18 protein-coding genes and 2 tRNA genes are annotated in these 22100 nt (G+C 70.1%); 5 read left to right on the top strand and 15 right to left on the bottom strand.

All coding sequences use genetic code 11. The annotated features are described in order from the left end of the window. Nucleotides 1-29: 29 nt before the first annotated feature. Nucleotides 30-1388, bottom strand: coding sequence for an exodeoxyribonuclease VII large subunit (gene xseA / locus ACYVAK_RS00480; protein ID WP_461056926.1), 1359 nt, complete (start codon nucleotides 1386-1388; stop codon nucleotides 30-32). A gap of 87 nt (nucleotides 1389-1475) precedes the next feature. Between xseA and ACYVAK_RS00475 the strand changes: the two genes are divergently transcribed. The 3 genes from ACYVAK_RS00475 (at nucleotide 1476) to ACYVAK_RS00465 (ending at nucleotide 6502) form a co-directional block, all read left to right on the top strand. Beyond that, complete coding sequence (locus ACYVAK_RS00475; RefSeq protein WP_461056924.1) at nucleotides 1476-3107, top strand: hypothetical protein; 1632 nt, start codon at nucleotides 1476-1478, stop codon at nucleotides 3105-3107. An 8-nt stretch (nucleotides 3108-3115) separates the two neighbouring features. Further along, on the top strand, nucleotides 3116-4339 hold the full coding sequence (gene ispG, locus ACYVAK_RS00470) for a flavodoxin-dependent (E)-4-hydroxy-3-methylbut-2-enyl-diphosphate synthase (protein ID WP_461056922.1): 1224 nt from the start codon (nucleotides 3116-3118) through the stop codon (nucleotides 4337-4339). 129 nt (nucleotides 4340-4468) lie between these two features. Beyond that, a complete protein-coding gene (locus ACYVAK_RS00465; RefSeq protein WP_461056920.1) occupies nucleotides 4469-6502 on the top strand; it encodes a putative bifunctional diguanylate cyclase/phosphodiesterase in 2034 nt (677 codons plus the stop codon). Here the strand turns inward: ACYVAK_RS00465 and ACYVAK_RS00460 are convergent. The 11 genes from ACYVAK_RS00460 to ACYVAK_RS00410 form a co-directional block, all read right to left on the bottom strand. After that, nucleotides 6463-6906, bottom strand: coding sequence for a hypothetical protein (locus ACYVAK_RS00460; RefSeq protein WP_461056918.1), 444 nt, complete (start codon nucleotides 6904-6906; stop codon nucleotides 6463-6465). The genes ACYVAK_RS00465 and ACYVAK_RS00460 overlap by 40 nt on opposite strands. Further along, nucleotides 6903-8942 (bottom strand): M13 family metallopeptidase, encoded by a 2040-nt coding sequence (locus tag ACYVAK_RS00455; protein WP_461056916.1) that lies wholly within the window; start codon nucleotides 8940-8942, stop codon nucleotides 6903-6905. The genes ACYVAK_RS00460 and ACYVAK_RS00455 overlap by 4 nt, the downstream gene beginning before the upstream one ends. A gap of 179 nt (nucleotides 8943-9121) precedes the next feature. Continuing rightward, nucleotides 9122-10066 carry a DMT family transporter gene (locus tag ACYVAK_RS00450; RefSeq protein WP_461056914.1) on the bottom strand — a complete coding sequence of 315 codons (945 nt, stop codon included), beginning with the start codon at nucleotides 10064-10066 and terminating at the stop codon, nucleotides 9122-9124. Then, on the bottom strand, nucleotides 10063-11139 hold the full coding sequence (gene murB / locus ACYVAK_RS00445; RefSeq protein WP_461056912.1) for a UDP-N-acetylmuramate dehydrogenase: 1077 nt from the start codon (nucleotides 11137-11139) through the stop codon (nucleotides 10063-10065). The genes ACYVAK_RS00450 and murB overlap by 4 nt, the downstream gene beginning before the upstream one ends. Beyond that, on the bottom strand, nucleotides 11136-12185 hold the full coding sequence (locus ACYVAK_RS00440) for a quinone-dependent dihydroorotate dehydrogenase (protein ID WP_461056910.1): 1050 nt from the start codon (nucleotides 12183-12185) through the stop codon (nucleotides 11136-11138). The genes murB and ACYVAK_RS00440 overlap by 4 nt, the downstream gene beginning before the upstream one ends. A 27-nt stretch (nucleotides 12186-12212) precedes the next feature. Beyond that, the gene (locus tag ACYVAK_RS00435) at nucleotides 12213-12509 is read right to left on the bottom strand and encodes a DUF4190 domain-containing protein (RefSeq protein WP_461056908.1); all 297 of its coding nucleotides are present in this window, start codon (nucleotides 12507-12509) and stop codon (nucleotides 12213-12215) included. Continuing rightward, nucleotides 12506-13066, bottom strand: a complete 561-nt coding sequence (locus tag ACYVAK_RS00430; protein ID WP_461056906.1) for a hypothetical protein — start codon at nucleotides 13064-13066, stop codon at nucleotides 12506-12508. Before ACYVAK_RS00430 ends, ACYVAK_RS00435 begins: the two co-directional genes overlap by 4 nt. A gap of 49 nt (nucleotides 13067-13115) precedes the next feature. Further along, nucleotides 13116-14648 carry an L-piperidine-6-carboxylate dehydrogenase gene (gene amaB / locus ACYVAK_RS00425; RefSeq protein ID WP_461056904.1) on the bottom strand — a complete coding sequence of 511 codons (1533 nt, stop codon included), beginning with the start codon at nucleotides 14646-14648 and terminating at the stop codon, nucleotides 13116-13118. 20 nt (nucleotides 14649-14668) lie between these two features. Beyond that, nucleotides 14669-14745 (bottom strand) — tRNA-Arg (locus ACYVAK_RS00420). A 124-nt stretch (nucleotides 14746-14869) separates the two neighbouring features. After that, nucleotides 14870-14945, bottom strand: a tRNA-Ala gene (locus ACYVAK_RS00415). A gap of 83 nt (nucleotides 14946-15028) precedes the next feature. Then, nucleotides 15029-16120, bottom strand: coding sequence for a ribonuclease D (locus ACYVAK_RS00410; protein ID WP_461056902.1), 1092 nt, complete (start codon nucleotides 16118-16120; stop codon nucleotides 15029-15031). 79 nt (nucleotides 16121-16199) lie between these two features. Here ACYVAK_RS00410 and ACYVAK_RS00405 point away from each other — a divergent pair, with 79 nt between their 5' ends. After that, complete coding sequence (locus ACYVAK_RS00405; RefSeq protein WP_461056900.1) at nucleotides 16200-18041, top strand: formylglycine-generating enzyme family protein; 1842 nt, start codon at nucleotides 16200-16202, stop codon at nucleotides 18039-18041. A gap of 23 nt (nucleotides 18042-18064) precedes the next feature. Here ACYVAK_RS00405 and phaR read toward each other — a convergent pair whose 3' ends face one another. Both phaR and gluQRS read right to left on the bottom strand, forming a co-directional pair. Then, complete coding sequence (gene phaR / locus ACYVAK_RS00400) at nucleotides 18065-18586, bottom strand: polyhydroxyalkanoate synthesis repressor PhaR (protein ID WP_461056898.1); 522 nt, start codon at nucleotides 18584-18586, stop codon at nucleotides 18065-18067. A gap of 138 nt (nucleotides 18587-18724) precedes the next feature. Continuing rightward, nucleotides 18725-19621 (bottom strand): tRNA glutamyl-Q(34) synthetase GluQRS, encoded by an 897-nt coding sequence (gene gluQRS / locus ACYVAK_RS00395; RefSeq protein ID WP_461056896.1) that lies wholly within the window; start codon nucleotides 19619-19621, stop codon nucleotides 18725-18727. A gap of 102 nt (nucleotides 19622-19723) precedes the next feature. Between gluQRS and htpX the strand changes: the two genes are divergently transcribed. Then, on the top strand, nucleotides 19724-20638 hold the full coding sequence (htpX, locus tag ACYVAK_RS00390) for a protease HtpX (protein WP_461056894.1): 915 nt from the start codon (nucleotides 19724-19726) through the stop codon (nucleotides 20636-20638). Here htpX and ACYVAK_RS00385 read toward each other — a convergent pair whose 3' ends face one another. Beyond that, nucleotides 20639-22048, bottom strand: a complete 1410-nt coding sequence (locus tag ACYVAK_RS00385) for a sensor domain-containing diguanylate cyclase (RefSeq protein WP_461056892.1) — start codon at nucleotides 22046-22048, stop codon at nucleotides 20639-20641. Between the last annotated feature and the right edge of the window lie 52 nt (nucleotides 22049-22100).

Here is a 22100-nt window from a genome sequence, read left to right as displayed (position 1 = left end):
GCGTGCTCCATGGGGGGAGCGGGCGTGGTTCACGGCGCCTCTCCGTCGTTGGATTCCACGCGGAGGCGCAACCCGCCCTCGGCGAGTCGTGCGTGCAGCGTGTCGCCCGCAGCGACCTCACCGGCGCGGCGCACGGCGTGGCCGTCCTCGCGCTGCAGGATCGCGTAGCCGCGGCCCAAGGTCGCCAGTGGGCTGACGGCGTGCAGGCCACGGCCGAGTTCGCGAAGCAGGCCCAGCCGCGCCTGCAGCCCGCGTCGCAGCGCGGTGTCCTGCCGCGCGCCGAGCAGGACTAGCCGCTGCCGGAGCCGCTGCAGGCGCATCGCTGGGGCCTGCGGGGCGAGCCGTCTCGAGAGCCGCTCGAGGGCGTCGCGCTTCGTCGCGAGCCGCAGGGACCACGCCGCGGCAAGGCGCAGTCGCAGGGCCTCCGAACGATCGCGGCCGCGTTCCAGCCGGCGCTGCGGCCGCTCGGCTTGCAGCCGCAGTCCGGCATGGTCGGCGCGCTGCCGGGCCCGGTCCAGCACCTGCGCGAGGCGGCGATGCAGGCGAGAGTGCAGGTGCTCGACGCGGGCCTGCATCTCGACGTGGTCCGGCACCAGCAATTCGGCGGCGGCGGAAGGCGTGGGCGCCCGGAGGTCGGCGACGAAGTCGGCCAGCGTGAAGTCGACCTCGTGCCCCACGGCCGAGACCACCGGGACGGGCGACTCGGCGATGGCGCGAACCAGCGCTTCGTCGTTGAAGCACCACAGGTCCTCGAGGGAGCCCCCGCCCCGAGCCAGCAGCAGCACGTCGTGGCGTTGCGCGGCGTAGGCCGCGCGCAGGGTCTGGATGATCGCCGGTGCGGCCGTGGCGCCCTGCACCGGCACCGGCAGCAGTTCCACCTCGAGCGTCGGCCAGCGCCGAGACAGCACGCTCTGGATGTCGCGGATCACCGCGCCGCTCGGCGAGGTGAGGATGCCCAGGCGACGGACGAAGCGCGGCAGTGGGCGCTTGCGTCCCTCGGCGAACAGGCCTTCGGCGTCGAGCTTCGCCTTCAGCGCCTCGAAAGCCCGGCGCAGCGCGCCTTCGCCGGCCTCCTCCATGTGGTCCAGCACGAGCTGGTAGTCGCCGCGGGGCTCGTACAGCGTGAGCTTCGCGCGCACCAGCACCTGCATGCCGTCGCGCGGCGGGAAGCGCAGGTACTGCGCTTTCATCCTGAACATCGCGCAGCGTACCTGCGCGCGTTCGTCCTTCAAGGTGAAGTACAGGTGGCCCGAGGCCGGTCGCGCGACCCCCGAGAGCTCGCCTTCCACCCAAATGGACGGGAAACTGCCTTCCAGCAGGTCGCGGGCCAGGGTGTTGAGCTGGTGGGGCCGCAGCGGCGGACGGCCTGCGCTGCCGGCGGCGCTCACGATGCGGCCTCCACGACGCTGCGCCGTGCCATGCGGGGGTTGCGGGCGCGACGGTACACTGGGGGCCTTGGACGGAGGCGATGGCGCATGGGCGAAGTGTATCGACGTTTGGGCGAAACCCTGCCGCCGGGCTTGCGCGCGGAACTCCCGTTCGGCCCCGATGCGAAGCGCGCCGCCGCGTGGCTCGAGACCCTCCCGCGGGCCGACGCGATGGCGACGCGTAGAGCGCTGCTGCGTGCGCTCGAGGCCCTGTCCTCGAGTCCGGTCCTGAAGGGCGGAACGCGCCGCGAGATCGCCGAAGTGTTGCGCCCGGTGGTGGTCGACAACGCGCTCTCCACGCAGCGCCTTTATGGCGGCAAACCCCTGCCACTCTCGGGGGAGTTGGCATCGCTCCCCGCCGAGCACGCCCAGCTACACCTCCGCCTGGCCCATGCCTACCGCATGGCCGCCGCGGACCAGTGCGCACCCTCGGGCAGCCTTCCGTGGCTGCGTGGGGGCCAGGTGGCCGAGGCCGTGCAGCGTGCCGTTTTCCACTACGGCGAGGCACTGTTCGTCGCGTGGCGCGTCTATGCCGACCTGCCGGTCGACGCTTGGCGCGGTTTGCATCGGGCCCATCGGTTCGCCGTTGAACGCGAACTGGAGCGACGGGCCTCATCGGACCCTCTGGTGCCCGCCTTCCCGACCATCCACCAGCGTTACGTCGAGCTGTTGCTGATGGACGTCTTGAACCCGCGTGCCTTCTCGCAGGCCGAGCAGGAGCGCTTGTGGGCCCTTTGCGGGGCCTTCGCCGGGGCCACGCCGCTGCGCGACACGCCGGCGCCAACCGCGGTCGGCGTGGCCGATGACGCCGACGAAGGGCCGGGCGGCAAAGCGCCGCCCCGACAGTATCTCGACCTCGTCGGTTTCGCCGCCGCCGTCGAAGCCGCTCTGGCGTCGAGCGACGGTGAGGAGGCGAGTGTGGTGCCCGGCCAGGGCGTGCCGGTCCGCATGAGCGCCGACGGCCTCCGCAAGATGCGTCGTGCCTTCTCCCATGCGGCAGCCCGCCAGTTCCTCCGTCTCGACGCCGGGCACACCGTCGAAACCGTGTTCGGGCTGTCGGGCCTTCATTACCAGGCCAGCGGCGAACGTGATTTCGATGCATTCGCGCGGCAAGTGCTCGGCGAAGAGGTCATGGAGACCGCGCGGGCGTCCTGGTCGGCGGGCGGTGCCGAGGTCTCGGCGCGCTCGACGCGCATCCCGGCGGTGGTCGTCGACCAGAGTCTGGGGGGGTATCGGATGCGCTGGGCGCAGGACAGCCATCTCCGCCTGCGCGTCGGTGAAGTGGTGGGCATCCACGTCGGAGACCAGGACGACCCGTCCGATTGGATGCTCGGCATCCTCCGCTGGCTTCGCTACGAAGGCGACGGCCAGGTTCTCGCCGGGGTCGAATTGCTGTCGCGTGCCGCTGCCGCGGTCGCGTTCACCGGGGTCGGGGCGGCGAACCGCGTGCCCATGCGCGCGCTGGAACTGCGGCCTCCGTATGGCGGTGGCGATTGGCTCTATTTGTCCGCCCAGCGACTTCCTCAGGGCGAGCCGCTGCGCATCGGACGCGAGCATGACGCGGTGGACCGTTGGCTCGACCGCCGTCCCGAGGAGCGCGTCAACGACCTCCGCCTCGTGCAGACGCTGGGCGACTACTTCCTCTACCGTTACGCCCCGGCGAACCCGGCGCATTCCTGAGTGATCCGATGAGTTCTGCCGTTCCTTCGCCGCGTCGCCGTTCCATTCCCGTCCGTGTCGGCAAGGTGGTCGTCGGCGGCGACGCCCCGGTCGTCGTGCAGTCGATGACCAACACCGACACCGCCGACATCAAGGGTACCACCCAGCAGATCGCCGAGCTGTGGCGGGCGGGTTCCGAGAAGGTCCGCGTCACCGTCAACAACGAAGAATCGGCCGCCGCCGTGCCGCACATCCGCGACCGGCTGGCGATGATGGGTATCGACGTGCCGATCATCGGGGACTTCCACTACAACGGGCACGCGTTGCTCGAAGCGCACCCGGCCTGCGCCGAGGCGCTGGCGAAGTACCGCGTCAACCCGGGCAACGTCGGCTTCGGCAAGAAGAAAGACACCCAGTTCGCCGCGATCATCGAGAAGGCGCTGCAGTACGACAAGCCGGTGCGCATCGGTGCCAACTGGGGCTCGCTCGACCAGAACCTCGCCGCCGTGCTGATGGACGAGAACGCGAAGCGCGCCGAGCCGTGGGACGCCGCGCGCGTGCTGCGCGAGGCGCTCGTGCGCTCCGCGTTGGACTCCGCCGAGAAGGCCGTGGAGCTCGGCCTTCCCAAGGATCGCATCATCCTGTCGGCGAAGGTCAGCGGCGTGCAGGAGCTGATCGCGGTCTATCGCGACCTCGCCGCACGCTGCGAGTACCCGCTGCACCTGGGCTTGACGGAAGCGGGCATGGGCAGCAAGGGGATCGTGGCCAGTACGGCGGCGCTGGCCGTGCTGCTGCAGGAAGGCATCGGCGACACCATCCGCATTTCGCTGACGCCCGAGCCGGGGCAGTCGCGCACCAACGAGGTCATCGTCGCGCAGCAGCTGCTGCAGACCATGGGCCTGCGCGCGTTCACGCCGATGGTCACCGCCTGCCCGGGCTGCGGCCGCACCACCAGCACGTTCTTCCAGGAGCTGGCGAAGACGGTCGAGGAGCATGTGCGCGAGAGCATGCCGGTGTGGAAGCTCAAGCACCCCGGTGTCGAGAACCTCACGCTCGCCGTGATGGGCTGCGTGGTGAACGGTCCCGGCGAATCGCGCCACGCCAACATCGGCATCTCCCTGCCCGGCACGGGCGAGGCACCGAGCGCCCCGGTGTTCATCGACGGCGAGAAGGCGATGACGCTGAAGGGCGAGAACATCGCGGCCGACTTCGTCGGCATCATCGACGACTACGTGGCGAAGCATTACCGCTGACGGCGAACCAGCGCCACCGCCGCGTGCCGGAGCTGCTACTGTCCGCGGGCAGAAGGCGGATCCGGAGGTGGGGACGTGCCAGGCTTGCCCATGGGAGGCGCGGAAGCGTCCCCGCAATCGCCCGCTCGCTTGACCGACGCTCGCGCACTCGACCCCGAGCTCCTCCAGCATCTGCCCCTCGGCATCGTCGTGCTTGACCGGAACGGCCGCATCGTCCACCTGAACCGCGAGGCGGCCGGGTTGCTTGCCGTCCAGAACGACGGTCTATCGGGGCGGGACCTCCGCGATGCCCTGTCGGCGTCGGTGTTCGCACCGGTCGCCGACCGGGTGTTGCGCGCCGTCGAGGCGCGCGCCGCGGCCACGGACGTCTCCCTGCCCGCGACCCCGGGGGCCCCATCCCAGGTCCGCCTGTGGGTCCGCGCGCTCGGTGATGACGGCCTAGCGCTGGTCATGCAGGACGTAACGACCGAGCTCGCCGCGCGCCAGCGCGCGACGGAAGCCATGCGCGAGGCGGAGATCCTGCGTATCGCGCTCGACGCCCATGCGATCGTGGCCGTCACCGATGCAAAAGGGGTAATCACTCGGGTCAACGACCGCTTCTGCGCGATCTCCCGGTACGCCGCATCGGAGCTGATCGGCAGGACCCATCGCATCATCAACTCCGGCCACCATCCACGGGAGTTCTTCCTCGGCCTGTGGCGGACCATTTCCCGCGGCGGCGTATGGACCGGGGACATCTGCAATCGCGCCAAGGACGGGAGCCTCTATTGGGTGCACACGACGATCGTCCCGCTGCTCGGCGATGACGGCCGACCCGAACAATACATTGCCATCCGCGCCGACATCACCGATCGCAAGCGGGCGGAGGAGGACGCCGTCCGACGTCTCTCGATGCAGGACGCCGTCACCGGGCTGCCCAACCGCCGTGGCGTCGTCGATCTCTTCGCTGCTGCCGCCGAGCGGGCGCGCAGCGGCGGTACGCGGGTGGGCGTGTTCCTCGTCGATCTCGACAACTTCAAGGAGGTCAACGACACCCTCGGGCACGGCGTCGGCGACGAACTGCTCCGCCAGGTGGGGGCCCGGCTGGCTCGAAGCTCGGGTGCCCATGGCGCGGTGGCCCGGCTGGGCGGGGACGAGTTCGCCCTCGTGGTCGCGGACCTTGCCGCCGACGATCCCGCTGCGCGGGCCGAAGCCTTGTCGATGGCGGAGAGCCTGCGGGGTGCGATCGCGTCAAGCTACCTCTTGGGCGGGCAAGGCGTCGACATCACGGCGAGCATCGGCATCGTCCTCTGCGAGGTTGACGTCGGCGATGTCGACGAGGTCATGAAGCAGGCCGATCTCGCCCTCTACCGGGCGAAGGCGGCGGGTCGGAATGCGGCTTGGCTGTTCGATCCGGCGCTCCAGTCCGATTTGCTGCAGCGCGCCGCCCTGGTCCGTGATCTGCGGGCCGCGCTCAGCGAAGGCCAATTCGTCCTGTATTTCCAGCCCGTCGTCGGTTTGGATCGACGCACGCTCGGCGTCGAGGCGCTGTTGCGCTGGCCTCATCCCCGGGGTGGCTTCATCCCGCCATCGACGTTTATCCCCGTTGCGGAGTCGCATGGGCTCATCATCGACCTGGGGGACTGGGTTCTCTCGGCGGCCTGCCGCCAGCTCGTCGAATGGGCGGCCGATCCGGTCAAGTCGTCGTGGACCATCGCCGTCAACGTCAGTGCGTTGCAAATGCGCGAAGCGGCCTTCGTCGCGAGAGTCGAGCACGCCTTGCGGGCCAGCGGCGCGCGTCCCGACCGGCTGCGGCTCGAGATCACGGAGAGCATGCTGCACGATGATCTCGCGCAGACCATCGCCAAGATGCAGGCCCTGCGCGCCATCGGCGTCAGGTTCGCGCTCGACGATTTCGGCACGGGCTACGCGTCATTGAGCTACCTCAAGCGCCTGCCCCTCGACCAGCTGAAAATCGACCGGGCCTTCGTGTCGAACGTCGATTGCGAGGCGAACGATGCCGCCATCGCACGGACCATCCTCGCGCTCGCTTCGATCCTCGACATCCACGTCGTCGCCGAGGGCGTCGAAACCGAGGGCCAGTGGCGTTTCCTTGTCGACCACGGCTGCCAAGCGTTCCAAGGCTACCTTCTGTCCCGCCCCCTCCCCGCATCGCAGCTCTGATCCGGGGCTCCCCGGGTGCGGCGCGCTGCGAGCGTGCTACCGATCGTCACGAGACCGGCGACGCCGATCGCGGCGAGCACCGCGACGCTGAGCCATGCCGCCGTGTCCCCGCGCCAGCCCGACGCGAAGTTCAGGCGCAGGTTCCCGGCGAGGAGAAGGCATAGCGGGAGCCACGACACGGCGAGGGCCAGCGTTGCCTTCGCGACCAGCTCGGCCCGCCTGCCGGGGGCGGCGATGGCCAGCGGCAGGGCACCGAGGGACACCACGAGAACCCCGGCGATCACGGTGCCGAGCGGCAGGCCGGTCGAGGGCCAGTTCAACAGGGGATGCCCCGAAACGAGCAGCGCCGCGCTGCCGAGGAAGGCCAGCGCGGCGCCGATGCCGAGGGTGCGGCGGCGGATCACCAGATCCGCACGCGCTCTTCCGGCTTCAGGTACAGCGCGTCGTCCGGCTGCACGTTGAAGGCCTTGTACCACTCGTCGAGGTTGCGCAGCGGGCCGTTGATGCGGAACTGCGGCGGCGAGTGGGGTCCGACCTTGACCTGGTTGATCATCGCCTCGTCGCGGTACTTCGACTTCCAGATCTGCGCCCACGCCAGGAAGAAGCGCTGGTCGCCGGTGAGGCCTTCCAGCACCGGGGCCGGCTGGCCGTTCAGGCTCATCTGGTAGGCCGTGTAGGCCATCGACAGGCCGCCGAGGTCGCCGATGTTCTCGCCGAGCGCGAGCTGGCCGTTCACGCAGTGGCCCTCCAGCGGACAGAACTGGTTGTACTGCGCCACGAGCGCCTGGGTGCGGGCCTCGAAGCGCGCGCGGTCTTCGTCCGTCCACCAGTTGCGCTGGATGCCCTGCCAGTCCGACTTCGAGCCCTGGTCGTCGAAGCCGTGGCCCATCTCGTGGCCGATCACGCCGCCGATGGCGCCGTAGTTCACGGCCGGGTCGGCGTTCACGTCGAAGAAGGGCGGCTGCAGGATGGCGGCCGGGAAGACGATCTCGTTGAAGGTCGCGTTGTAGTAGGCGTTGACCGTGTGCGGCGTCATGAACCACTCATCGCGGTCCGGCACGGTGCCGAGGCGGCGGTTCTGGTCGTTGGTGTAGTACTCGCGCAGGGCCAGCACGTTGGCCATGAAGTCGTCAGGCACGATCGTGACGGACGAGTAGTCGCGCCACTTCGTCGGGTAGCCGATCTTCGGGCGGAAGCTCTCGAGCTTCTTGTAGGCCTCCTCCTTCGTGGCCGGACCCATCCAGTCGAGGTTGTCGATGTTCTGGCGCAGCGCCTTGCGCAGGTTCTCGACCAGTTCGTCCATCGCCGCCTTGGCTTCCGGCTTGAAGTGGCGGGCGACGTAGACCTTGCCCACCGCGTCGCCGAGGCCCTGGCCACCGCCGACGAGGGCGACGCCGCGCTTCCACTGCTCGCGCTGGGCGCGCTGGCCGGAAAGCACGGTGCCGTTGAAGGCGAACGCGGCCTGGTCGATCTCGGTCGAGAGCAGCGGCGCGTGGTTGTCCACCGTGTGGAAGGTCAGGTAATCGCGCCACACGTTGAGCGGGGTCTTGCCGATGATCTCGAGGATCGGCCCGATCGCGCTCGGCGTCGTGACATTTACCTCCGACGGCGTGGGCAAGCCCTGCGCGGCGAAGTGCGCAGCCCAATCGTAGGCCGGGAATTGCGCTTTCAAGTCCTCGAACGACGTGAGGTTGTACGTACGGTCGCGGTCGCGCAGCTGGGCGCGGTCCCAGTGGTTCTTCGCGATCTCGGTCTCGAGCGCGAGGATGGCCTCGGCGCGCGGCTTGGCGTCGTCGATGCCGGCGAAGCCGAGCATCGTCTCGATGTGCGCGAGGTAGGCCGCGCGGATCTGCACGAAACGGGGCTCGGGATTCAGGTAGAAGTCCTTGTCCGGCAGGCCGAGGCCGCCCACGCCGATGCCGACGAGGTAGCGGTTCGGGTCCTTGCGGTCGAGGCCGACGCCACCGCCCACCGGGGCGCTGCTGCCGTCCATGCCGGCACGGCCGAAGGCCGCGGTCAGGGCGGCGATCGAGTCGATCTTGGCGATGCCGTCGAGGATCGGCCGGATGGGCGCGATGCCCGCGGCGTCACGCGCGGCGGTGTCCATGTAGCTCGCGTAGAGGTCGCGGACCTTCTGTTCGTCGCTGCCCGGCGCGAGGTCGGTGCGGGCCTGCAGTTCCTCGATGATCGCCTTGACCTGCAGCTCGGCCTGGTCGCTCAGGGTGTTGAACGAGCCGTAGCGGGTCTCGTAGTCCTTGAGCTGGTAGTTGTCGAACCAGGTGCCGTTGGCATGGCGGTTGAAGTCGTCGCCCGGCTGCACGGTGTTGTCGCGGTTCGACAGGTCGATGCCGAAGGTGCCGAGCTTGGGGGCCTCGGCGGCAAAGGCCGCCGGGGCGGCGAAGGCGAGCGCGAGGCTCAGCGAGAGAAGCGTCTTCTTCATGGGATTCCCGGGTCTGTTACTGGATAACACTCGGTGTCGGCGCCAGCACGGCGGCGAGTTCCCGAGCCTAACCGCGCGGGCGGCACCGGCATGTGCCGAAGGTCGTGGGCCGGCCGATGCCGATCACGTGACGACGACGGCGTTGATGGCCGGCGGACTGCGGGATCGTCCCGCGGGTCTCAGCGCTTCTGCGTTTCGGGGCTGATCTCGGCGTCGGTCACGGCCCGCGAGGCGACCTGGGCCTCGCGGTGCGCGATGTAGGCGTTGGCACCGAAGATGATGGCGGCGCCGGCGGCGGTCCAAGCCGTCACCGTCTCGTCGAACAGCCACCACGCGAGGACGGCGACGATGGGCACCTGCATGAAGCTGATCGGGGTCAGCATCGAGGCGTCGCCGCGCTTCAATGCACGGGTCCAGAACATGTGCCCGGCGGTGCCGAAGAAGCCGGCGGCCACGATCCACGCCCAGGTCCAGCCGGTGGGCCAGGTCCAGACGAACAGCGCCGGCACCAGGGAAAGGGGCACCCAGAGCATCGTCGTCCAGAGCACGATGGCGTCGGGCTTCTCGGTGCGCGAAAGCACCTTGATGCTGATCGCGACGATGGCGCTGAGCACCGCGGCGGTGAGCGCGACGAGGGTGTTGGCGTCGAAGCTGTCGGCCCCGGGCCGCATGATCACCAGCACGCCGATGAAGCCGAGGCCCACGGCCGTCCAGCGCCGCAGCCGCACCATCTCGCCGAGGAACAGGACGGCCAGGATGGTGACGAACAGCGGCGTCGAGTAGCTGATGGTCACCGCCTTCGCCAGCGGGAGGTGCACGATGGCGTAGAAGCCGCACAGCATCGAGACGATGCCGATCAGGCAGCGGCCCACGTAGAGGCTCAGCTTGTCGGTCTTCAGGATGCCCAGGCCGTGGTGCATCAGCAGCGGCAGGGCGAAGACGAAGCCGAAGAAGTTGCGGAAGAAGGCGATCTCGAACGCATGCAGCTGCGCCGAGGCGAGCCGGATCATCACTGCCATGCAGGCGAACATGGCCGCGCTGCAGACCATGTAGCCGACGGCCTTCAGCAGTTCGCTGCGCGCGCGCTGGCCGGACGACGTGGGGGTGTCCGGCAGGCCGCTCATGCGGGGGCTTGGTCCGGTGCGATGGGCGCGAAGCGCCCGCCGATGATGCGCGGCTCGGGCTCCAGCGCCACGCCGAAGCGCGCCTGCACCGACCCGGCGATGCGGCCTGCCAACGCGAGCAGTTGGGTGCCGGTGGCGTGGCCATGGTTCACCAGCACGAGGGCGTGCTGCGGCGCCACGCCGGCATCGCCGTCGCGGAAGCCCTTCCAGCCGGCGGCGTCGATCAGCCAGCCGGCCGACAGTTTCCGGGTGGACGGCGAATCCCCCGGGAACACCGGCAGCGCGGGATGCGCGGCCTTCAGCGCGTCGGCCAGGGCCGCGTCGACGATGGGGTTCTTGAAGAAGCTGCCGGCGTTGCCCAGAACGGCCGGGTTCGGCAGTTTGCGCGCCCGCAGGCGGCTGATGGCCTCGGCCACCTGGCGGTGCGTGGGCGTCGCCTCGATGCCCATGGCGGCGAGTTCCTCCTCGACGCCGGCGTAGGCGGTGCGCACGGCCCGCGACTTCGGCAGGCGGAAACGCACCTCGGTGATGACATTCTGCTCGGGGGCGCGCTTGAAGACGCTGTCCCGGTAGCCGAAGCGGCAGTCCTCGCGCTCGAATTCGCGCAGGCGCAGGGTTTCGCGATCGAAGGCCTGCACCGAATCGATGAACTCGCCGACCTCGGTGCCGTAGGCGCCGATGTTCTGGATCGGCGAGGCGCCAACCGTGCCGGGAATCAGGGCCAGGTTCTCGAGGCCGCAGAGGCCACGGCCCAACGTCCAGTGCACGAAGTCGTTCCAGTTCACGCCGGCGTCGGCCGCGACCAGCGCCGAGTCCGCGGCGTCCTCGATGACGGCGATGCGCGCGCGCGTCAGCGAGAGCGTCAGGCCCGGCACGTCGCCGGCCAGCAGCACGTTGCTGCCTTCGCCCAGCACGAGCAGGGGCGCGAACTGCAGCCACGGCTCGGCCATCAGCACCGGCAGGGCGAACGGGTCGTGCACGTCGGCCAGCAGCTCGGCTTTCGCCGCAACGCGGAACGTGTTGCGGCCGGCCAGCGAGACGTTCTCGCTGGTCCGGAACCCGGCCTCGCTCATCCGCGCACGCCGTCGCGGCGGTGCCGCAGCGCCTGCACGCACTCATCGACGAGGGCCGGGCCGCGGTAGATCAGACCGGTGTAGAACTGCACGAGCTGGGCGCCCGCGGTCATCTTGCCGGCCGCATCGGCCCCCGAGAGGATGCCGCCCACGCCGACGAGCGGGATGTGCGCAGGCAACCGCGAGCGCATGCGGCGAAGCACGGCGGTCGACTTGCCATACAGCGGCTTGCCGGAGAGGCCGCCCTGTTCCTTGGCCAGCGGGTGGCCGTCGATGGCCAGGCGGTCGACCGTGGTGTTGCTGACGATCACGCCGTCGACGTCCAGTTCGCCGAGCACGCGCGCCGAGGCGTCGATGTCGTCCTCGGTGAGGTCGGGCGCGATCTTCACCAGGATTGGCACGCGGCGGCCGTGGCGCGTGGCCAGCCGCTCCCGGGCGTCGAAGATCTCGGTGACCAGCGCGCGCAGTGCCTTCTCTTCCTGCAGCTCGCGAAGGCCCGCCGTGTTCGGCGAGGAGATGTTCACCGTCACATAGTCGGCCAGCGCGTAGACGCGGCCGAGGCAGTGCAGGTAGTCGGCTGCCGCCTGCTCGTTGGGCGTGTCCTTGTTCTTGCCGATGTTGATGCCGAGGATCGTGTCGCCACCGACGCGCCTCAGCTTCGACGCCTCGACGTTGCGCACCAGCGCATCCACGCCGGCGTTGTTGAAGCCCAGCCGGTTGATCACGGCCTCATGCTCGGGCAGCCGGAACATGCGCGGCTTCGGATTGCCGGCCTGCGGGCGCGGCGTGGTCGTGCCGATCTCGACGAAACCGAAGCCGAGGGCCGCCAGCGCGTCGATGCAGGCGCCGTTCTTGTCGAGGCCGGCGGCGAGGCCGACCGGGTTGGGGAAGGCCAAGCCCATCACCGTCGTCGGCAGCGGCTTGGGCCGCGAGGCCAGCAGCGGGTTCAGGCCGGCGCGCCAGGCCGCGTCGAGGGCCTTCAGCGCGAGGTCGTGGGCATGCTCCGCGTCGAGGCGGAACAGCAGCGGCCGGGCGAGTCCATACATCGTGGGGATGTCTTCCTTGCGTCGCGATCAGGCGGAAAGGCCGGCCGCGAACGCGGCGATGGCCGCGAGGCCGCCGAAGAACAGTATGACCGCGAGCACGGCCAGGACGCTCAGGAGGACCATGGCCCAACCCAGCACGAGGCCGGCCACGGCGAGGCCATCGCCCTCGAGTGCCGAGGGATCGCGCCGGATTTCGGCGCGGGCCATGTGGCCGGTGATGATCGCGATGATCGAGCCGAGCCACGGCGCGAACGTCCAGCCCAGCAACCCGGCGACGAGGCTGACGACGGCCAACGACGAGGTGCGACGGACGGGAAGGGTCATGGCTGCGTTGCCGTCGCGTCGGGGATGCGGTCCCCGAGGCGTTCGATGAAGCCGCCCATCTGGTAGGGCTCGGCCTGGAGCAGCACCACGGTCACGGCCCCCTCGTACGTCAGCGTTGCGCGGTAGAGCCGGTAAGCCTGTGGGCCGAACATCCATGCACTGCATGCCTCGCCACGGGCGATCGGGCAGGTGGCGGCACGAAGCTCGAACCGCGAGCGGCGGAAACCGGCCCCGGGAAGGTTCTCGGGCACCGGGGCGTCGACGATGACCACCGGTTCGCCCAAGGTGATGTCTTCGACGCGCACCCGCAGCGGCTGGTCGCCCCCCTTGAACAGGAAGGTGAACCGATCCGTGAGCGAGGGCGCGCCACTGGTGTCGATGTCGAAGCCGGCGGCTTCGAACGTGGCTTCCTCGGTGTCGGCACGTACCGGCACCCCGCCCTCCGTCGCGAGGCTGAACCGCGTGCCGTCGCCGGCGACGAACTCCAGGTCCTCGGCCACGGCTGCCGTGGCCAACAGCGCGGCCAACAGGCCCACGGCCCCCTTGCCCATGTGCATCGGATCGATCCTCGTGCTCCCCCGAACGCCCCAGTGTAGGCGGAAAAACCTAGAGTTCGAACTTGATGCCCTGGGCCAGCGGCAGCGCGTCCGAGTAGTTGATCGTATTGGTCTGCCGGCGCATGTAGGCACGCCATGCGTCCGAGCCGGATTCGCGGCCGCCGCCGGTCTCCTTCTCGCCGCCGAACGCGCCGCCGATCTCCGCACCCGAGGTGCCGATGTTGACGTTGGCGATGCCGCAATCCGAGCCGGCCGCCGACAGGAACGCCTCGGCCGCCTTCAGGTTCTGCGTGAAGATCGCCGATGACAGGCCCTGCGGAACGGCGTTCTGCATGGCGATCGCCTCGTCCAGCGTCTTGAAGGGCATTGCATAGAGGATCGGGGCGAAGGTTTCCGTCTGCACGGCTTCGGCCGTGTTGGCCACGCCGGTGATCAGGGTCGGCAGCACGTAGTTGCCCGGGCGGTCGAGCGCCGCGCCGCCGCTGCGGACCACGCCACCGGCGGCCTTGGCCTTCTCGATGGTCGACAGGAAGGCGGCGACCGCGCCCTTGTCGTTCAGCGGGCCCATCAGCGTGCCCTCGGCGTTCGGGTCGCCGATCTTGCCCTCGACCTGCTTGTAGGCCGTGACCAGCTTGGCGATGACGTCGTCGAAGATCGACTCGTGCACGAACAGGCGGCGCGTCGTGGTGCAGCGCTGGCCGGCGGTGCCGACGGCGCCGAAGACGATGGCCGGGATGGCCAGCTTCAGGTCGGCCGTCTGGTCGACGATGATCGCGTTGTTGCCGCCCAGCTCCAGCAGCGACTTGCCCATGCGGCGGGCGACGCGCTCGCCGACCTGGCGGCCGACCTTGGTCGAGCCGGTGAAGCTGACCAGCGCGATGTCGTGGTCGTCGACGAAGTTCTGCGCCAGCTCGGTGCCGGCGTCGTTGAACAGGAAGAACAGGTCCGGGAAGCCGCCGGCGCGCAGGGCGTCGTTGCAGATCTTCATCGAGGCCACGGCGCAGAACGGGGTCTTCGGCGAGGGCTTCCAGATCGTGATGTTGCCGCAGATGGCGGCGATGAAGCTGTTCCAGGCCCAGACGGCGACCGGGAAGTTGAAGGCGCTGATGACGCCGACGAGGCCCAGCGGGTGCCACTGCTCGTACATGCGGTGGCCCGGGCGCTCCGAGTGCATGGTCAGGCCGTAGAGCTGGCGGGCGAGGCCGACGGCGAAGTCGCCGATGTCGATCATCTCCTGCACTTCGCCGTCGCCTTCGGCCTTGATCTTGCCCATCTCGAGCGAGACCAGCGCGCCCAGCGCGGACTTGTGCTGGCGCAGGGCCTCGGCGCACAGGCGGATGGCTTCACCGCGCTTCGGCGCCGGCGTGGTGCGCCAGATCGCCGCGGCGGCCTTGGCGCGTTCCTTGATCTTGGCGTAGTCGGCGTCCGACGACGCGTAGACCTTGCCCAGCACCTCGCCCGTGGCCGGGTTCACCGGCTCCAGCACGCCCGCATCACGGGTGGCGGACCACTCGCCGTGGCCGAGGTAGGTGCCGGATTCGTGGTCGGTGAGGCCGAGGGCGGCGAGGACGGGGTGCGTCATGGGGGTTCCTTGGATGGCGATGGCGTCCCCGACACGATTCGAACGTGCGACCTTCCCCTTAGGAGGGGGACGCTCTATCCAGCTGAGCTACGGGGACGGGTAGGGATGGCGTCGGTGGGGCAAGAGAGCGCCTCACCGGGACGTGAAGTCTACCAAGCGACCGCCCCGACGCCGGAGGGAAAAACGAAAAAAGCCGGGCAGGGCCCGGCTCTTCGATGCGTTGGTGGAGAGGATGGGGATCGAACCCACGACCTCGTCATTGCGAACGACGCGCTCTCCCAGCTGAGCTACCCCCCCGCGCAGGGGCGGAAGTATAGGCCGCGGCGGGCCGTCTTGCCAAGCCGAGCCGGGCTTTCGAACCAAACGCACGCGTCCCGTCGTCAACCCATGCGCCCCAACGCGTCGCGCATCGGCGCCTCGAGCACCTCGCGGCGCCAACCGTCGAGCGCGCCGGGCCACCGGCCGTCCGCGAGCAGGGCTTCGAGGTGTTTGCGGGCGCACAGCAGGCCCTCGGGAAGGTCCAGTGCCGCCGCCTGCTCCGCCACGACGGCCTGCAAGGCCTTCAGGCGGGCGCGGTCCGCACGTTCGTTGTCCGCGGCCAGTGGCATGGCGGCTTCGTCATCGTCCATCGGTGCGGCCAGCAGGTCGGCGATCTGGTCCTGAAGCCGTTTCGCCGAGCGGGCGCCATCGAGCACCGCGGCCAGCGCCTCCGGCGAGGACGGCGGCCGCCGGGCCAAGGTGAGAGCGACTTCGTTGTCGAGCAGCCAGCGCTTCGGCAGGTCCTTCTCCCGTGCCACGCGATCGCGCCAGCGCAGCAGACGCCGCAGGCGGGCCTGGGAAAGCCGGTCGAACTGGGCGGCAGGGCGCATCGCCAGATGCGGCTGCGGATCGTCGCGGTCCTCGCGGGCGTTTTCGAGCATCCGCGCCATGTCGGCCAAGGCGCGCTCGCGATGGCCGCGGAGTGCGAGCTTCTCGTCCAGCGCGGCCACCGCCGTGTGCAGGTGCCGGACGTCGTCCGCCGCATATTCGAGTTGCTGCGCGCTCAGCGGGCGGCGCAGCCAGTCGGAGCGGGTTTCGGCCTTGGGCAGTTCCACGCCCAGCAGCGTCTTGACCAGCGACTGGTAGCCGACTCCGGGCCCAAGGCCGGCGAAGGCCGCGGCGATCTGCGTGTCGTACAGGGATCTCGGAAGCACGCCGAGGGCGTGGCGGAAGGCCACGAGGTCCTCGCTGGCGCTGTGCATCAAGGCATCGGCGGCGCCGACGAACGTCGCCAATGAACCACGCATCGCCGGGTCGAGAGGGTCGACCAGGACGATGCCCCCTGCGGCGTCGGCCACCTGCACCAGGGCCAGCTGGGGAAAGTAGGTGCGCTCCCGCATGAACTCCGTGTCGAGGGCGAGGGGGGCGCTTGTCGAAAGCGCTGACAGCGCCGCTTGAGCGGCCTCGGGGCGGTCGACCGCAGTGACGCTCATGCCTGTCCTTGCAGGGGAGGGGGGCTTAGCCTAACGTCTCCGCGGCGCGCGCCGCGCTGTCCATGACGTTGTTTCCCGCGTGCCCTTCCGATTCAACGCGCCCGCCATCGCTACCGCCCTGGCCCTCCTCCTTTGCGCCTGCGGCCAGGGCGCGCCTGCGCCCGAGGCGCCGGTGGTGGTGCCTGCGCCGGCTGCTCCGGCGGCGACGCCGGTCGAGGATGAAGCGCTGGAGCGCCAGCCGCTGAAAGCACGCGCGGCTTGGCGTCCGACGCCGCTGCTGGTGCCTGCCGAGGCGCGCGACGCGCTGATGGCGCAGGCGATGCAGGCGGAGGCCGAGGGCCGCTGGTTTGGCAGCGAGCCGTTGGGCGCGCTCGACTTGTACATCGCCTTGGCCGGGGCGGACCCGCCGATGCCCGAGGCTCTTGCCGGGCGTGATCGCGTCATCGCGATCCTGGGCGAGCGATTCGAGGCGGAACGCCTTGCGGGGCGACTCGATGCGGCCGACGAACTCCGGACCGTGCTCGACGTGGCCTCGCCGCTCGATGCGCCGGCCCGCGATGCCGCCATGGAGGCCGCGTCGGTCGCCCGCGCCGCCACGACCACCGGCGACCAGCGTCGCGAGGCCGGACAGTGGCTGGCACCGAGGGGGGCGAGCGCGGTTTCCGCTTATCGCGCCGCGCTGGAGGCGGTGCCCGGTTTCGCCCCGGCCACCGAGGGCCTGAAACGCGTCGAGGACGCGCTGCTCCGACGCGCATCCACCGCCATCGCACGCGGCGACTTCACTGCCGCAGACGCCGACCTCCGACGGGCCTCGCGCGTGGGCCTGAACCCGGACGCACTGCAGGATGGCCTCGCCGCGTTGGCGCAGGCCCGCGCGGACGCGGCTTCGACGGCCGTGGCGGACGGCAATGACGCGATCGATCGGCTGGACCTTCCGCGCGCCACGGCCCGCCTTGCCGAGGCGGAGGCGGCCGACCCGCAGGCACCCGGGCTCGACGATCTGGCGCGGCGCCTTGCCTTGGCGCGGCGCTACGGGCACTTCCGCCCCGGCCAGCGGTTCGCCGATGCCTTGGGTGGCGGCGTGGATGGGCCGGTGATGGTCGTGGTTCCCCATGGCGAGTTCACGATGGGCGCGGGCGCCCGCGAAGCCGGCGCCCGCGACAACGAGCGGCCGGCCCACGATGTTCGGTTCGAACGCGGCTTCGCGCTGTCCGTTCGCGAGACCAGCGTCGCTGAGTTCGCCCGGTTCGTTGCCGCCACCGGCTACCGCACCGTGGCCGAGCGCCGTGGGCGCTCGACGGTCTACGACGAGCGTGGTGGCGCGATGGTCGAACTCCGCGGGGCGCACTGGCGCCGCGGTTATCAGGGGCGAACTCCGGCCGGGGCGAGCGATCCTGTGGTCCACGTCGCGTTCGAGGACGCCGTGGCCTACGCCGAGTGGCTGTCGGTCCGCACCGGGTTGCGGTATCGGCTGCCGTCCGAGTCCGAGTTCGAGTACGCACTGCGGGCCGGGAACGCAGCGGCGTGGCCTTGGGGCAGCCGCCTGCCCGCACGGGCCGTCGCCAATCTCACCGGCGAGGGCGACCAGTCGCCGCAAGGGCGGCGCTGGGGACGCGCGATCCGCGGCTGGTCCGACGGCCACTGGGGGCCCGCCCCCGTCGGCGTTTACCCGCCCGAGGGATTCGGTACGCACGACCTGATCGGCAACGTGTCCGAATGGGTCGAGGACTGCTGGCATGACAGCTACCGCCGCGCACCGCGTGACGGCCGCGCCTGGGTGAACCCGGGATGCGAGGAGCGCGTGGTCCGGGGCGGCAGCTGGGCGAGCACCCTGGAGCAAAGCCGTTCCGCATTCCGTCTCCAGGTGCCGGAGGCCCTAACCTCGGCGCGTATCGGGTTCCGCGTGGCGCGCGACCTCTGACGGACGCGCGGCCCCGGCACCGATCAGCCGCGGCCTTTCTTGGCCGGGACCTTTTCCGCGGGCTTGCTTCGAGACGCTTTTTTCTTGGCTGGTGAACTGCCCAACGTACCGCCCTTGAGCACCCCTTGCTGGAAGCTCTTCCACAGCTCGAGGTTGCGTTCGGCGATCTGGTTGAGCATGGCGAACGGCGAATTGCTGATGAGGCCGCCCAGCTGCTTGCGGAGGGTGTGCTGCTGTTCCAGGAACAGCTGCAGGCTGCGCTCGATGTAGCGGCTCATGAAGCCGTGCAAGGGGTCGCCATAGAACCGGATCATCAACTGCAGCGAAGCGGTCGAGAGCATCGGCTGCCCCTCCTCCTCGCGCTCGGCGATGATCTGCAGCAGCACGAGGCGCGTGATGTCCTGGTCGCTGCGGGCATCGCGGACCTCGAACTCCTCGCCGTCAAGCACCAGTTGGCGGACGTCCTCCAGGGTCACGTAACTCGAGATCCGCGTGTCGTAGAGGCGGCGGTTCGGGTACTTCTTGAGCAGTCGCGGGGAGTCCATGGGACGTCGGGGGTGGAGGTCGGGTGTTCCCAGAGTCGATGCCGCGCCGCACAACGGCAAGTGAAGACTTGTCAAGCCCTTCACGGGTGGGCCGAACTGTGCGCGGGTTCTCGGCATCCGCCTGCGCCGTCGCTTGGGTCACGCCTGCGGAGGGCGTTCCCGCGGGATGCATCCTGGATCGAACGCGGCGGCGGCGGCGGCGGCCGTGGCTTCCGCCCCCACCCATGTCGGCCACGCTTCGATGGGTTGGCCCAGGGAGACCCAGCATCGCCTGAGCACCGCTTCCGCCGGTTCGTCGTCAAGCATCCGTGCGCCCTCGGATTTGGACAGCTTCCGGCCGTCGCGATCGCGCCACAGCGGCAGGTGCAGGTAGCCAGGCGTCGGCCGTCCGAGTGCCTGCTGCAGGGCGATCTGCCGCGGCGTGGAGTCCAGCAGGTCGGCGCCCCGCACCACGTGGGTGATGCCTTGCTCGGCATCGTCGACGACGACGGCAAGCTGGTAGGCCCACAGCCCGTCCGCCCGGCGCAGCACGACATCGCCGACGTCCCGGCGGAGGTCCTGTTCGAAACGTCCGTGCACCGGATCGTCGAAGCCCACCACGGCGTCCGGCACGCGCAGGCGGAAACTCCGCGTGCGCAGCGCGCCGTCCTCCGGCGCGATGCAAGCACGATGGATGCCGCCGGTGGCGGCGAGGTCCGCGCGGCTGCAACGGCAGGGAAAGGCGTGGCGTTTCTCCAGCAGGGCATCGAGGGCCTGCCTGTACAGGCCATGCCTTTGGCTCTGGAACACGACCTCGCCGTCGGGATGGAGGCCAAGACGGCCCAAGGTGGCGAGTTGGGCCGCCGCCGCGCCCGGCCGCTCGCGGGGCGGGTCGATGTCCTCGATCCGCACCAGCCAGCGCCCGCCGTGGCGCCGTGCGTGCAGCCAGCTGCCGAAGGCGGCCAGCGCGGAGCCCCAGTGCAGCGGGCCGGTCGGCGAAGGCGCGAAGCGCCCCACATACGGCGGCCTTGGCGATGGCGGTGAAGGTGGCGTCACGATGTCGGCGGAGATCGTCCGTGGATCGGCGATGTTTCGCTTGAACTTTACCCATCTGCGCCACACTAAGGGCTTGTACCAAACCGCACCGGTGTCCCCGCCATGAAGCGTATTGCCCTCTTCCTCGCCACCAACCTCGCCGTGATCCTGGTGTTTTCCGTGGTCTGGATGATCCTCAGCTCGTTCTTCGGGCTGTCGACCTTCACCAGCCAATACGGCGTGAACTACACCGGCATGCTGGTGTTCTGCGCCATCTTCGGCTTCGGCGGTGCGTTCGTCTCGCTGCTGATGTCCAAGTGGATGGCCAAGCGCTCCACCGGCATGCATGTGATCGACCAGCCGCGCAACGAGCTGGAGCAGTGGTTGTACTCGACCGTCAAGCGCCAGGCCGAGAAGGCCGGCATCGGCATGCCGGAAGTCGGCATCTACGACGCCCCGGAGATCAACGCCTTCGCTACCGGCGCCTCGCGCAACAACAGCCTGGTGGCGGTCTCGACCGGCCTGCTGCGCGCCATGAGCCGCGACGAGGCGGAAGCGGTGCTCGCCCACGAAGTCAGCCACGTGGCGAACGGCGACATGGTCACCCTCACCCTGATCCAGGGCGTGGTGAACACCTTCGTGATGTTCTTCGCCCGCATCATCGGCAACCTCATCGACCGCGTCGTCTTCAAGAACGAGGACGGTCCGGGCATCGGCTACTTCGTCACCGTCATGGTGCTCGAGATCGTCTTTGGCATTCTCGCCTCGACCATCGTCATGGCCTTCTCGCGCTGGCGCGAGTTCCGTGCCGACGCCGGCGGCGCCGACCTCGCCGGCCGCGAGAAGATGATCGCGGCGCTGGAGCGCCTCGCGCACAGCTACGGCCAGAGCACGCTGCCTTCGGAGGTCCGCGCTTTCGGCATCTCGGGCGGCGTGGCGGGCGGCTTCAAGAAGCTGTTCATGAGCCACCCGCCGCTGGCCGAGCGCATCCAGGCCTTGCGCGAGTACACCCCGCGCCGCCTCCCGACGGTGGCCTGATCAGGCCACCACGACTCGCCCCCGCCCGTCGCGCTTCGCCCGCATGAGGGCCTCGTCGGCGCGCTGCAGGAGGCCGGTGTAATCCTCCCCGGCCTCCAGGGTGGCCAGGCCGACACTCGCGGCAAGGGGCAGGGCGGGGGTGCTGGCCGAGGCGAGGCGCTCGAGAATGCGCCGCGCGCGGGCTTTCGCGACCTCGGACGTCGCGCCGGGAAGGCACGCGGCGAACTCGTCGCCGCCGAGGCGGCCGAGGACGTCCTCGGCGCGCAGCTCTTCCCGGCACAGGGCCGCGAACCGCCGGAGCGCTTCGTCACCGGCGCCGTGGCCCAGGCCGTCGTTGATGCGCTTGAGGTGATCGAGATCGAGCATGAGCAGCGTCAGCGCTCGGCCGCGGCGCTTTGCGTCGTCGATGGCTCGCGTGGCGAGGGCGGCGAAGTGCGCTCGGCTGGCCGCGGTGGTCAGCGGGTCCGTGCTGAGTAGGTCCTTGAGGCGCTGGTTGTCGTCCCGGAGGCTCAGGAAGGAGAGCGCGGAGTAGGTCGTCAGCGACAGCGCGATCAGCGCGAACTGGAGCTTGAGGGCGTGCTGCCCGAGCGCGAGGGCGGCGACCAGCACCGCGATCGCCACCGCGACGCCCCCTAGGGCCAGGAGGGCCTGCAGCGGGGTCTGCGTGTGGCTGATCCACTGCTGCACGACGAGGGCGAAGAAGACCGTGAAGACGATGGCGTCATCGTCAGGCCACATCGCCGATGCGGTGAGGGTTGCCGACACGAGGGCGAGGAGGACCAGCAGCTTTGGCCACAGCGCCGGCGACGCGGCTGCAGGAGGCTCCGGCGCGACGCGATGCCGTGCCAGCTCGACCAGCAGCGGGCCGAGGGCGAGCAACCCCGTGTAGTCGCCGATCAGCCACGGTACGACCGACCAGCGCAGATCGATGGAGGCTGCCATCCCGGCGCCCACCAGGGCGGCGCTGCCGGCGAGCGCCGAGGCGGCGCAAGCAGCCACGCCGCCGCCCAGCAGCACGAACAGCGGCCTCGGGCCGAAACGTCCCAGCGGGTCCTGGCGCGCGGTGCGCTGAAGGGCAAGGGCCAGCACGGCCATGGGCACTGTATGCGCCAAGGCGAAGCCGATGCCGCCCACCAGCACGCTGCCGGCGGTCCAGGGCAGGTCGAGCTCGTGGAGAGTGTAGGCGTGGCCCAGCAGGGCGGCCACGAGGATCGGCGGTATGCCGCGGAGTCCGAACAGCACCAGCGCAGCGAAGCTCACCGCCGTCGGCGGGAACCATAGGCTGGCGAAGGGCGCGAATTCCAGCAGGCGTGCGGTGGCGAAGGCGGCCAGCCACAGCGGGATGGCCGCCCACAACCAGGCCGTCCGCCCGCGGCGGATCGGGAAAAGGCGGGGTGCAACGGTGTCCAAGAATCCACTACCCGGCAGGGACCGGGCCCGAGTCTAGGGCCGCGCGGCGCCC

It is taken from the genome of Silanimonas algicola (genome assembly GCF_054777375.1).
This window is presented reverse-complemented; position numbering and strand designations above follow the sequence as displayed.